The sequence below is a fragment of the Sunxiuqinia sp. sy24 genome (assembly GCF_052677165.1).
In genome coordinates, this window is the sequence record NZ_JBQYLH010000001.1 from 132,980 (window position 1) to 146,298 (window position 13,319).

At 39.8% G+C, this 13,319-nt stretch carries 8 protein-coding genes; all 8 read left to right on the forward strand.

Features of this window, described 5'->3' with window-relative positions:
* The first annotated feature begins 89 nt into the window (after positions 1–89).
* The 8 genes from ACUNWA_RS00515 to ACUNWA_RS00550 all read left to right on the forward strand — a co-directional run bounded on the left by ACUNWA_RS00515 (position 90) and on the right by ACUNWA_RS00550 (position 13,258).
* On the forward strand, positions 90–686 hold the full coding sequence (locus ACUNWA_RS00515) for an RNA polymerase sigma-70 factor (RefSeq protein WP_445589912.1): 597 nt from the start codon (positions 90–92) through the stop codon (positions 684–686).
* Positions 687–800: 114 nt separating this feature from the next.
* A complete protein-coding gene (locus ACUNWA_RS00520; protein WP_445589913.1) occupies positions 801–1,793 on the forward strand; it encodes a FecR family protein in 993 nt (330 codons plus the stop codon).
* Positions 1,794–1,873: 80 nt separating this feature from the next.
* A complete protein-coding gene (locus ACUNWA_RS00525) occupies positions 1,874–5,308 on the forward strand; it encodes a TonB-dependent receptor (RefSeq protein WP_445589914.1) in 3,435 nt (1,144 codons plus the stop codon).
* Positions 5,309–5,321: 13 nt separating this feature from the next.
* The gene (locus ACUNWA_RS00530) at positions 5,322–7,370 is read left to right on the forward strand and encodes a RagB/SusD family nutrient uptake outer membrane protein (RefSeq protein ID WP_445589915.1); all 2,049 of its coding nucleotides are present in this window, start codon (positions 5,322–5,324) and stop codon (positions 7,368–7,370) included.
* 22 nt (positions 7,371–7,392) lie between these two features.
* Positions 7,393–8,199 carry a hypothetical protein gene (locus ACUNWA_RS00535; RefSeq protein ID WP_445589916.1) on the forward strand — a complete coding sequence of 269 codons (807 nt, stop codon included), beginning with the start codon at positions 7,393–7,395 and terminating at the stop codon, positions 8,197–8,199.
* A gap of 79 nt (positions 8,200–8,278) precedes the next feature.
* Positions 8,279–10,486 carry a hypothetical protein gene (locus ACUNWA_RS00540; protein WP_445589917.1) on the forward strand — a complete coding sequence of 736 codons (2,208 nt, stop codon included), beginning with the start codon at positions 8,279–8,281 and terminating at the stop codon, positions 10,484–10,486.
* Positions 10,487–10,808: 322 nt separating this feature from the next.
* A complete protein-coding gene (locus ACUNWA_RS00545) occupies positions 10,809–11,873 on the forward strand; it encodes a 3-keto-disaccharide hydrolase (RefSeq protein WP_445589918.1) in 1,065 nt (354 codons plus the stop codon).
* 26 nt (positions 11,874–11,899) lie between these two features.
* Positions 11,900–13,258: a Gfo/Idh/MocA family protein gene (locus ACUNWA_RS00550; RefSeq protein WP_445589919.1), complete on the forward strand. Its 1,359-nt coding sequence runs from the start codon at positions 11,900–11,902 to the stop codon at positions 13,256–13,258.
* Positions 13,259–13,319 lie beyond the last annotated feature (61 nt).

The following is a 13,319-nucleotide window of genomic DNA, read 5'->3' on the forward strand; positions in this document are numbered from 1 at the left end:
ATCAGCCCTTGTTTTATTTTCTTAGGGTATTCAAATATTAATTTGTAAACTTGTTCTAATCATTCCTAATAAATCATCAAAGGAGAATCTTGGAAAGTAGAGGGAAACATATTTTTAATCGATTCAGGAAGGAATTAACTCAAGAATCTTTCACGGAATTCTTTGATTATTACTACTCTAGAATGATCCAGTTTGCGGCATTAATTGCCAGATCTGAGATTCTGGCAGAGGAAGTTGTCCTTGATGTTTTTCTTAAGCTATGGGAACAAAAAAGGACAATAGCCTCAATCAGTAATATTGAAACTTATCTATTTGTTTCAGTTAGGAATACTGCAATTAATACACTCAAGAAAGACCAAAAGTTTGTTGTTGATATGCTGGATGATGCCTATATTCAGTTAGCAGATTATAAAGCCTCAGCCGAGAATTTGCTTATAGAGAGTGAAATGTTGGAAGCATTGAGTGTTGCCGTTAACAATTTGCCATCAAAATGCAAGATTATTTTTAAGTTGATTCGTGAAGATGGATTTAACCGCAATGAGGTGGCTCGAATTCTTAATATATCAGTCAAAACCGTAGATAATCAAGTTGTAATAGCGGTTAGGAAAATTGCAGAACAGCTGAATATCGATTTGGCTAATCCTCAAAATTCAAAAGGCTTAACGGCCTTTCTTCTTGCGCTATAGTCGCGCCAGGGACCGCAATATTGTTTCTGTTGTCTTTTTTCAAGAAAAAAAATCAAAATTCTTTAGGGAAATGCGAAGGAAGTTTTGTCCTTACATTAAAATTCATCATTTGTAATGAAAGATATTGCCTTAATCGTTGCGAATTACTTATTGAAAAATGCTAGTAAGGATGAAATAGAAAGTCTTGCTGAGTGGAAAAGCAGATCCAACAGAAATTTGACTTTTGTGAAGCTCATGGAGCAGTATTGGAACCATGTCTGTGAAGAAAAAACGAATGATAGAATAGACACAGCTCGTCAGCGTTTATTAACGCGCATAGATGCAACAAGTCAGTATAAAGGGCAAAGATTGAAGCCTGTTTCGTATTTGATCAAAATTGCAGCTGCAATTATTCTCATTGTGTCTATCGCAGGACTATCCGTTTATATTGCATCTGAAACAGGACTTTTTACTCAAAAAAATTTGGTGGTTGTATCAACAGAGGCGGGACAGCAAAGTAAGGTTACACTTCCAGATGGTACGAAGGTCTGGCTTAATGCGGGCACTGAAGTTAAATATTCTACAACCAAGGATGAGCGTATGGTCAAACTATCAGGAGAAGCTTACTTTGAAGTGGAGCATGCTCCAGATTTGCCTTTTGTTGTTGATATGAGAAATGTGTCCATAAGAGTGCTTGGGACAAAGTTTAGTGCTTCTCATTACCCTGATTCCAAGATAACTGAGGCTACTCTGCTAACCGGTAGGATTTCCATGACTATTCCGGAAATTAATCAAGATATAGAACTTCAACCCGGTCAGAAAGTAGCATATAATTCAAAAAAAACAGGTTTCATTAAAACAAGCGTAAGAGCAAAGGATCATGTGCTGTGGCGATATGGTATTCTCGTTTTTGAAAATGAGTCATTTACTGATTTAGTTCAAAAACTAGAACGCTATTATGCGGTGGACTTTATTTATGAACCTGAGGATTTCTCGGATATCCATTATACAGGAACTCTTGATAACTTGAGCATCGGGAAAGTACTTGAATTTATTAATCTCACGATACCTGTAAATTATGAAATAGAAAACAAAACGATCAAGTTAAATTCGTCTAAAAAAAGTTAGAATAAAAAAGGTGATACCCGCGCCAACGAATAATCACCTTTCTGTGAGTCGATTTAATAATTATAAATCTTTACAAAACTATGAAAAAAAAACGATTGTGTGGCTATCCTGCGAGAGTTGGATGGACTGAAATTCTACGAATTATGAAGCTAACATCTTTCTTGATTTTGCTTTTTGTAATCGATGCATCGGCGTCTCTCTATTCCCAAAATACCAAAGTTTCGGTGAAAATTGAGAATGGAACTTTAAGCGAAATCTTTCAAAAAATTGAGGAGCAATCTGAATTTAGGTTTTTCTATCAGAATGAACAAATTCAGGATATTGATAGAAAGACTGTCAATGTCAATGACCAGAACATTGAGTCAATATTGATCGATCTCCTTAGTGGAAGTGAGGTAGCTTATAAGATTGTCGACAGGCATGTTATTATTTTCTCCAAATCAGAAGAAGATAATAGAAACAGGGCCCAGCAAGTTAAAACGGTTGATGGGAGAGTGACTGATTATAAAGGATCTCCGTTGCCGGGGGTAACTGTATTAATTAAAGGAACAACCCAAGGAACGATTTCTGATTTTGACGGGAATTATACTTTATCAGGGGTTCCTGCTAATGCGACACTTGTGTTCTCATTTGTTGGAATGCGAACGCAGGAAATACAGGTTGCAAACCAATCCAATATCAATATTACAATGAATGAAGATGCAATTGGTATTGAGGAGGTTGTTGCTGTTGGATATGGAACGCAAAAGAAAGCGACCTTGACTGGAGCTGTTTCTGCAGTTAAAGGTGACGATATGGTGGCTACAAAAAACGAGAATGCTCAGAACATGTTAACGGGTAAAATTTCAGGTGTTCGTGTAACGCAGAAAACATCTGAGCCCGGTTCGTTCAACAACAACTTTGATATTCGGGCGATGGGAAACCCTTTGATAATCATTGATGGGATTCCACGAACAAATGATGATTTTCAACGTCTAGACCCAAATGATATTGATAATATTTCCGTATTGAAAGATGCCTCAGCTGCAATTTATGGAGTTCGTGCTGCAAACGGAGTTGTTTTGGTTACGACCAAAAGAGGGTTTAATAATAAAATCGAGTTAAATTACACTGGCTCATTCACTTGGCAGATTCCTTCAGGATTGCCCGCAACGGTCGATGCCATGGAGTATATGACTCTTCGTAACGAAAGAGCCATGCATAACATCAATGGAGGCTCTCCAATTTTTAATGATGAACAGTTTGAAGATTACAGATCCGGAAGATTGCAAAGCACCGATTGGTATCCATTGGTATTTAGCAATTTTGCTCCCCAAACTATGCATAACTTAAATGCTACTGGAGGAAATGAGAAAACAACTTATTATGTTGGACTTGGTTACCAGTATCAGGAAGGCTTTTTTAAATCTAGTGATCTTACTTACAATAAATATAATGTTCGTTCAAATATTACGACCGAAATCACTGATCGGTTGACGCTTGATTTAAATTTGAATTTGGTTATGGATCAACAAGATCGACCATATCAAGATTCCTGGTGGATTATTCGCGGTTTTTGGAGACAAGGCGCTCACATTCCAGCCTATGCTAATGATGATCCCACTAAGCCTTACCATGGATTGATTGAAGGAGATAATCCAATTTCATTTATGGACAAAGATATTGTTGGTTATAGACAGTACAATAAGAAATGGATTCAATCATCAGCCAGCTTGCAATATGATATTCCTGGAATGAAAGGCTTGTATTTGAAAGGTTTATTCAGTTATGACTACTATGTCTCTAACTCAAATATTTTTCAAAAGGAGTATGATCAGTATCGCTATGATGAGGCCTCGGATACTTATTCAACTTTTACTCGTCAGTCTCCTAACCGAGTAAGAAGAGAAGCATACTTCAGAACACAAACATTAGGTCAGGTTTCATTGAATTATGAGGCGACTTTCAATCAACATCGGGTAAATGCCTTGGTTTTGGGAGAAGGACAAAAAAGAGAAAGTGATAACTTTTATGGGCAGCGTGATTTGGTGCTCCAGTTACCTTATCTATTTGCAGGAATTGCAGAAGGACAATTAGCGTCGATGAATTCAGGAGCAGGTGATCTTTATGAAAATTCGAATCTAGCCTTGGCAGGGAGGTTTAATTATTCATATAGCGATAAATATTTGGCGGAATTTCTATTCCGCTATGACGGATCATCCAAATTTGGAGCAGGTTCACAGTGGGGATTCTTTCCCGCAGCCTCATTAGGATGGCGAATGTCAGAAGAAAACTTTTTTAGGAACTCGGGAACTTTTGCATTTGTAAATCAATTGAAGCTTCGAGCGTCTTATGGTAAAACCGGAGATGATAATGCGTCAAGTTATCAATTTATTTCAGGTTATAATTATCCTACTGGTACCAGCAGAAGAAATTTTACTGGGGGTTATGTGTTTGATGGAAGCTTCAATGCTAGTGCTGATAATAAGGGGATTCCAAACCAGTTTATAACTTGGTATACTGCTAAAACATTTGATGTTGGAGTTGATTTTGAAGGATGGGACGGTTTATTGGGCGTTACCGCCGATTATTTCAGCAGACATCGTGATGGATTGTTAGCCACTCGAAGTGGAGGAATTCCAACCGTAGTCGGTGCTGGACTTCCTCAGGAAAACTTAAATAGTGATCGCACTTATGGTTTTGAACTTGAACTTTCACACAGAAATAAGGTACGAGATTTTTACTATAACATGAAGGGGATGTTCTCAATTGCGCGTATTCAACGTTTATATGTGGAACGTGGGAATATCGGAAGTTCCTGGAGTAACTGGAAAAATAATCAAAATGATCGCTTGCAAGGAGTTCATTGGGGATTGCAAGGTGACGGCCAATACCAATCGTGGGAGGAAATTTGGTCACAAGCAACCTATACTGGACGTTCAACAATTATTGGAGATTATAAATATGAAGATTGGAATGGTGATGGGGAAATTAATGGGAATGATGTTCATCCGATTCGTTACAACCAATATCCATGGATGAACTTTAGTTATAGTTTTGATGCGAACTACAAGAATTTCGATTTAAATTTTTTGCTGCAAGGGTCGGCAATGAGCTCTTTGATATATGGAGAACAACTTCGTGAACCCATGTGGGGAAGCGGAAATTCGGGCGCCATGGAGCAATTTATGGACAGGTGGCATCCTTTGGATCCAAAGGATGATCCTTATGACCCTGCTACAGAATGGGTAGAAGGTCATTATGCTTATACTGGTACGTTGCCTGATGTTAACTCTACTTTTAATGTGGAAAATGGAGCTTATCTTCGTTTAAAAAGTGTTGAGTTGGGCTATTCTCTTCCTTCCCAGTGGTTAATGAAAACGGGTATCAAAAACTTACGTGTGTATGTGAACACTTATAACCTTTTTACAATAACTAAAGTTAATTATGTCGATCCAGAACACCCCAACGACACTTACGGTTATTTGTATCCCTTAAATAAAACTGTTTCTGCAGGATTAAATGTTAAATTCTAAACGATAACTAGCTATGAAATTTAAATATTTAATATTAACATTATTGGCCTTTAGCAGCGCGGTTATTTCTTGTAATGATTACTTGGATATCCCACCGATGAACGTTGTACAAGATAAAGATCTCTTTTCAGATGCGACAGGTATGACTGTTTATATGTCACGAATGTACAGTCAAATGCCTTTTGAGGATTTTAAATATTCTCCCGCGCGTCAATTTTTTGACGATTGGTTAGTAACTCCTGGAGCAAACTCCGGTGAATCATTGGGACGTGATGCTGGTACGGCAATGACACGAGAAGGCTGGGCCCGTAATGGAGCATACTGGGGCAGGGCATTTAGTCTTCTTCGTGATGCCAATCGTTTAATCGAGACATTACCTGAATACCAGTCAAACTTTAGTGAATCTGATTATAACCATTTCATTGGAGAAGCCTACTTTGCGCGTGCTATGGTTTTTTATGCTTTGGCTAAACGCTACGGAGGAGTCCCCTTGGTTACAGAAGTGTTAAAATATCCCGACAATCCAGCGGAGGAACTTGAAGTTCCACGTTCAACAGAGGAGGAGACTTGGAATCAAGTGTTGGCCGATTTTGACTTAGCCATTGCCAATCTTTCTGGATCAAGTCCAAAACGTGGCTATGCAAATAAGTATGTAGCTTATGGATTTAAATCTGAAGCGATGTTATTTGCCGGTTCCGTTGCTAAATACAATAATATCACTGGTTTTGGACAGAAGACGAATGTGCGTGTTATTGGTTTCGATCCTGATGTATCAGCAGCAGCTTCAAAGAAATATTTTAGAGAAGCCTACAATGCTTCTCGTGAAGTAATGAAGTCGGGAAAATATTCATTGTACAAGAAAAAATGGTCTCCCAACGACAAAGAAGCTCAATACCAAAATATGGTTGATATGTTCTTTGATGTTTCAAGTCCAGAAAACATCTATATCAAAGAATATAGCTATCCCGATTTGGCCCATGGCTATGATGCTTATAACATTCCACGCCAGCTGATGGGAGGTAATGGTTATTCTGCCGGGAACTGTCCTACACTCGATTTTGTAGAGTTATTTGATGGTTTTGAAAAGAATGAAGATGGAACGATTAAAGTTTTTGATGATAATGGTAAATACCTCATGTACGATCAGGTGACTGGCATATTTGCTAATGCAGAGCCGCGCCTGAGGGCGTATGTAATTTTGCCAGGTGATGTTTTTAAAGGAGAAGTTATTGAAATCCGGCGAGGTATTTTTACTGGTGATGCTTCAAATGGGATTGATCCATTGAGAGTTGTTAATGGTGGATCTCCAGATTATTCCATATCCGGACCAAGGAATTACAACCAGGTTGATGCTTATAGGGCGGTTGGTGATTTTTCGGGGCAGAAGTCACTTTTCTTGTCCCAAAATGGGAATACACACGAGACGGTTGAACTACCCGATGGTACCGTTATGAATGCCGGAGGGAAAAGTGGCCCCTTTACTTCTGATGGAACGGCTGCAATGACAGGATTTGCCGTTCGTAAATGGTTAAATCCTAATATGCCTCAAAGTTTGGTATTGGAGGCTCGTTCAGAGCAGCATTTTATATTAATGCGTTATGCTGAAATCTTGTTAAACGCAGCTGAAGCAGCAGAGGAGTTATTACTTGCTGGAGAAACAGCCCCTGCTGGAGATGATTTTAAGCAGATTGCCTTTGACGCAATTCAGGAAATCCGAGAAAGAGCCGGAGCAGATCCATTGACAAATGCCACTGAACTTGATCTTGAAGTTATCCGAAAAGAACGCAAGAAGGAACTTGCATTTGAACACAAAACGCTTTGGGACATCAGGCGTTGGAGAACCCAACATTCGGAAATGCTTAATGGGTCTACGCAGACAGATGGTGCTTATTACAAAGGATTGTATCCATTTTATTCATCAACAACTGGAAAATACTTTTTCGATGCTGGATTGGATGAAGGCAGGCGTCGCTTCCGTTTAACTGAGCAGGAATATTACTTCGTAATTCCGGGAGGGGAAGTATCTAAGAGCCCAGTAATTGATCAGCAACCAGGGCGTTAATCTAATCTAAAATTTAAAGGAGATGAAAAAAATATTTTATAGTATATTATTTTGCTTAGCTGCTGTTTCTTTCAGCTCATGTGAAATTGACAACTTTGATTTGCCTGGGGAAACTCTAAAAGGCAGAGTGGTCGACCAAGCTACCGGAGAACTTGTCTTGACAGACCAAGGTGGTGAAGGAACGCGGATTCGACTTCGAGAACTTAGTTGGACCGAGACTGAGGTGCCGGACAATTTTGATTTCTGGTGTATGAAGGAGGGAATATTCCAAAATACAAAAATCTTTAAAGGGTATTATAATGTCCGGATTGATGGAGCCTTTATTCCATTAGTAAGAACCAATAACTCCGGTGATACTATTGCAGATGAGTCGAAATACATAGACATAGAAGGTATTACAGAAGTAGAGTTTGAGGTTCAACCCTTTCTTAAACTAGAATGGGTTGGCCAACCTACTGTGAGTAATGGAAAAATAACTGCTAGTGTAAGAGTAACGAGAGGAGTTAGTCCCGCAGATTTCAGAGCTAAAATTGAGCCCATGGGAGGATATAGCGATGATATGTTAAATGTCACTGATATTCGTTTGTTTGTTAGCCAAGTTCCTTTTGTAGGATACAGGGAATGGGATAACAGGTATACGACTGAAATTAACTATAGTGGCAATTCTTTTGACAATCTTCTGGGGCAGCCTGTCACAATTACGACGACAGGAGAGATTCCCGCAGGCAGAACAGTCTTTATTCGGGCTGCTGCTCGAATAAACTATGCTACGGAGAACATTAGACGGCATAATTACAACGAAGCCATCAAGGTGGAAATTCCCAATTAGTTATTATTAATTATGAGAGGAAGTTATTTCGTCTATTGGATAGATCGGAATGACTTCTTTTTTTAACAACCAATAAACGATGAAATTTAAGCCAATAGTATATATTGCATTAGGAGTATCGTTTTTCGCATCTTGTTCAACTCCTAAGGTAACAGAAAAAGAGGTTCCTGAAAGAACAGAAAAGACTGCATTTCAAACGTCCAATCCTTGGAAGCCAGTTACAGATGTTAGAGCCGATGTCGCTATTGTATACAGCGTTCGGGATCATCACCGTAATAATGGGATGACCTTTGAAGAGCGCGTTCAAACCTGGCGAGATAAAGGGTATGTTACGCATTTTATGACCGGTATTGCCTGGGGTGAATATCAGGATTATTTTACCGGAAAATGGGATGGTGAACCACATCTGGATGAAGGCCAAGTGACGCAGCATGGAGATACCATTTGGCATGGACGGATGGTCCCCTATATTGTCCCATCAAACAATTTCATTAAGTATGTCAAAGAGACTCAGATAAAGCGAGTTATTGATGCCGGTATTGATGCGATTTATCTTGAAGAACCTGAGTTTTGGGCACGCGCTGGCTATAGTGAGGCGTTCAAAAGAGAGTGGAAAGCATACTATGGATTTGAATGGCGTCCACAGCATGAGTCCCCAGAGAATACATACTTGTCAAATAAGTTGAAATACCACCTATATTATCGAGCATTAGATGAATGTTTTACCTATGCAAAAGAATATGGTAAGAGCAAAGGTATGGATGTGCGGTGTTATGTGCCAACCCATTCATTGGTGAATTATTCACAATGGCAGATTGTAAGCCCAGAAGCCAGCCTAGCTTCCTTGCCATCAGTCGATGGATATATTGCACAGGTATGGACTGGGACTTCTCGTTCACCAAATTATTTTGATGGAAGTCGGAGAGAAAGGGTTTTTGAAACAGCCTATCTAGAATACGGCTCGATGGAATCAATGACAGCCCCAACAGGCAGAAAAATGTTCTTTTTGACTGATCCTATTGAAGATTGGCCGCGGGACTGGGTTGATTATAAAAAGAATTATCAGGCAACGTTTACCGCACAATTGCTTTATCCTAATATTGCTGACTATGAGGTAATGCCTTGGCCAGACCGGATATATGAAGGACTCTACAAGACAAGTGCCGATAGTGATAAGAAGGAGAACATTCCTCGTTTTTATTCTACTCAGATGCAGGTCATGGTTAATTCCTTGAACAATATGCCATTGTCTGATAATAAATTGTCTGGTTCTGAGGGGATAAGTGTGTTGATGGCAAATTCATTAATGTTTCAACGTTTGCCAACTCATCAAGGATATGAAGATCCCAGTTTCTCCAATTTTTATGGTCAGACATTACCGTTCTTGAAGCGTGGTATTCCTGTTAAAACACTTCACCTTGAGAATGTGGCTTTCCCAGAGACATGGAAAAATACAAAGATCTTAATTATGTCTTACTCAAATATGAAGCCGGCAGATCCGAAAGGCCACGGGTATATTGCTGATTGGGTAAAGGGCGGAGGTGTACTTGTTTATTGTGGGCGGGATATAGATCCATTTCAGTCAGTTCAGGAGTGGTGGAACACCGGAGAAAATCATTACAAAGCGGCTTCAGAACATCTATTTGAGAAACTGGGCATTGAATCTACGAGTGAAAGCGGTGAATATAGGTATGGGGAAGGTACTGTATACGTTATTCGTCAAGATCCTAAAGAGTTTGTATTGGAAACTGGTAATGACAAGGAGTTTGTCGATGTAGTTAAACAGCTTTATGAAGAGACTGCTGATGCAGGGGAATTGATATTCAAAAATAACTTTTATCTGGAGCGTGGGGCTTATGATTTGATTTCAGTGTTAGACGAAAGTGTAAGTGATGAGCCATATGTGCAGAAAGGGCGGCTAATTGATCTTTTTGATCCCAAATTGCCCGTTCTGAAAGAAAAAATAGTTCTGCCGGGAGAACAAGCTTACCTTTTTAATGTGGATAGAGTTGAACATCAGGATACCCCACAGGTTCTAGCTGCTGCCTCTCGTGTTTATGATGAAGTAATAACTCGAGAGAGCTATTCTTTTATCGCAAAAAGCCCTTTGAATACGACTAATGTTATGCGTATCCTGTTGCCTGAAAATCCAATAAAATGCCTTGTTTTTGACCATGAAGGAAAAGATCTGAGCAATATCTCATGGGAATGGAATGAGGAAAGTAAAACGGGTCTGCTTAGTTTTGAAAACGATCCGGATGGAATTAAGGTTGATATAAAATGGTGAGTAGTTTCAATAGTATATTCTACATATAGAAATGGAAAGTGTTCTAGTTTAATTTGAAGAAAATGAGTTTTCATGGATTTAATCTATGGAACCTTTTCCAGAGGAACGGGTAATCCCAGATTTATGATGTTGTATCAATGGAAGGCCTATTAGATATGAGTTCGATTGGTGTCTGAATTGATGTCAAGAGAGCCATGGGTATCAGTTTTTTCTTCAAAATAAGTATAGAATTAAAATGGATTGAGCTAGTCTAACCAACTAAAACCAATAACACGTTAAGGGATATTTTCGTATGAACTAAATCCAACTAAATCGTAACATTATGAAATCATCAGCAATTTTAATTTTCGTAGTATTAGTTGCATGTATTGGTATCTCTGCATTGTGTAATGCTAATGATGCAAAATCTATGACTGAAGGGTCGCAAGATCAAATAGACGGATTCTTGGGGCAATGGACCTTTGATTTTGGGAGTAATGCCGTTGGTTGGCTTCAAGTGCGGCAGGAAGATGGTTATTTAGATGCGGATCTAATGTGGGGTGGAGGAGGCGTTTTTTACGGTTTGCCTTATGTCTATGTTGCTGGAGATGTGTTATATCTTGGTCGGAATCCTCGCAAAGCGATTTTGGGCAAGGACACTCATGGAAATGCGACACTTACAAGAGATTATCCAACATGGGTCGAACTTAAGAGGGATGGTGAGAAGATTACGGGATTTTATCTCAGCCCTAGGAGTTCTGGATTTGGGATGGATTCTGTTTTTATTAAAGGGATTAGGCTGCCTGATGTCCCTCCTGCGCCGGACTTGAAAAAACTCAAGTATGGAAAGCCAACTCAATTGATTGAAACCCAAAATGACCTCAAAGGTTGGCGGCTGATTGAGGATCATCTGGCAAATGGCTGGTCGGTTAAAGATGGTGTTTTAACTAATAATCCGGTTCAGAAGGATGGAGCGCCTCCAATTCGTTATGGGAATCTTAGAACTGAAAAGGTGTTTGAGGATTTTAATTTAAAGCTTGAAGTTAATGCCCCTCCGCGCAGCAATAGTGGAGTTTATTTACGTGGGATGTATGAGGTTCAAGTGGCAGATTCTTATGAGCGTCCTCTAAACTGGGGTGGAAGCATGGGAGCTATTTTTACCAGAATTCTTCCTGTCGTCAAAGCCGAGAAACCAGCTGGTGAATGGCAAAGCTTAGATATTACTTTGTGTGATCGCCATGTCACCGTGATCCTCAATGGTACTAAGATTATAAATAATCAACCTGTTCATGGAGCAACTGGTGGCGCCATTCAATCCGACGTTTTTGCTCCCGGGCCTATTTATCTTCAAGGGGATCATACCGGAATATCATTTCGTAATTTGGTACTCACTCCAATCATTCATTAAGTGACAGTTACTTAAATTGCTTATTTATGAAGTTGAAAAAATCAAAAACGATGAGTCGGAGAGGTTTTATTGGCACCTCCTCCGTGGTGCTGGGCGGATTTACTATTATTCCCTCGCACGCTGTTTCTGGGCTAGGTCATGTTGCACCAAGCGATAAACTCAATATTGCAGGCATTGGTATTGGTGGAATGGGGCGGGTAGATCTGGAGGACGTTGCCAAGACTGAGAATATTGTTGCTCTTTGTGATGTTGACTGGAATGAATCTGTTAATAATGTATTTAACATATATCCAAGAGCGAAAAGGCACAAGGATTTTCGAATTATGCTGGATGAGCAGAAGGATATTGATGCAGTGATAGTTGCTACTCCGGATCATAATCATGCTGTTATAAGTATGGAAGCAATGAGACAGGGAAAACATGTTTACACTGAAAAACCACTTACTCATACAGTCTATGAGGCCAGGATGTTAACAGAAGCTGCTCAAAAGTACAAAGTGGCAACACAGATGGGAAACCAAGGGCAGGCCACTGATGCATCACGTCGAATGCAGGAAATGATTTGGGATGGCGTGATTGGGCCGATTCATGAGGTACATGTATGGACTGATCGTCCTAATCGAGGTCTTGCGGATACTTATTGGCCTCAAGGAGTAGGCCGCCCTGCAGATAACCCTCCCGTACCTGAAAGCCTTGATTGGGATCTTTTCACTGGGCCTGCGCCATTGCGTCCATATCATTCTTCTTATCATCCATTTCGATGGCGTGGTTGGCTTGATTTTGGTACCGGTGCTCTTGGAGATATTGGCTGTCATTCATTTGATACGGTGTTTCGGGCATTGAAGCTAAAATATCCAACAAGCATTCAGGCAGTTTCAACTCTTGTAAATGATGAAACTTATCCGCTTGGATCCATCGTAACTTATGATTTTCCTGCACGACTTGAAATGCCACCTTTGAGGCTTACCTGGTATGATGGTGGATTACGTCCTCCACGTTTGCTGGACATGGGGAATGATGTTCAATTAGGAGCTAGTGGAGTTCTATATATGGGAAGTAAAGGTAAGATATTGGGAGATCGGATTCTGCCGGATTCTTTGCAAGGATCTTATCAAAGACCGGATCCATATCTGCCATCCTCTCCTGGGCATCGGATGGAGTGGATACTAGCTTGTAAAGGAGGTGATCCAGCAGGATCCAATTATGAGTGGGCAGGGCCGCTGACAGAAACCGTTTTGTTGGGAAACATTTCATTGAGGCCAGAATTAAGAGAAAAACTTAGTTTTCAAAGTCTCAAGTTTGATTCTGAAAAACTCACTTTCCCGAATATGCCTGAAGCGGAGCAATTTCTGCATTATAAATACAGGGAAGGATGGCATTTGTAACCGAAGATAAAGGGCTTTTAATGTCGGTTGGTCTGAGGGGTATTAAGAGCCTGTTGTTTAA

What these genes read in the sequence shown, in the direction of transcription:
- ACUNWA_RS00520 (WP_445589913.1), top strand. Translation starts at nt 801, where the DNA reads ATGAAAGATATTGCCTTAATCGTTGCGAATTACTTATTGAAAAATGCT.
- ACUNWA_RS00540 (WP_445589917.1), top strand. Translation starts at nt 8,279, where the DNA reads ATGAAATTTAAGCCAATAGTATATATTGCATTAGGAGTATCGTTTTTC.
- ACUNWA_RS00550 (WP_445589919.1), top strand. Translation starts at nt 11,900, where the DNA reads ATGAAGTTGAAAAAATCAAAAACGATGAGTCGGAGAGGTTTTATTGGC.
- ACUNWA_RS00525 (WP_445589914.1), top strand. Translation starts at nt 1,874, where the DNA reads ATGAAAAAAAAACGATTGTGTGGCTATCCTGCGAGAGTTGGATGGACT.
- ACUNWA_RS00545 (WP_445589918.1), top strand. Translation starts at nt 10,809, where the DNA reads ATGAAATCATCAGCAATTTTAATTTTCGTAGTATTAGTTGCATGTATT.
- ACUNWA_RS00535 (WP_445589916.1), top strand. Translation starts at nt 7,393, where the DNA reads ATGAAAAAAATATTTTATAGTATATTATTTTGCTTAGCTGCTGTTTCT.
- ACUNWA_RS00530 (WP_445589915.1), top strand. Translation starts at nt 5,322, where the DNA reads ATGAAATTTAAATATTTAATATTAACATTATTGGCCTTTAGCAGCGCG.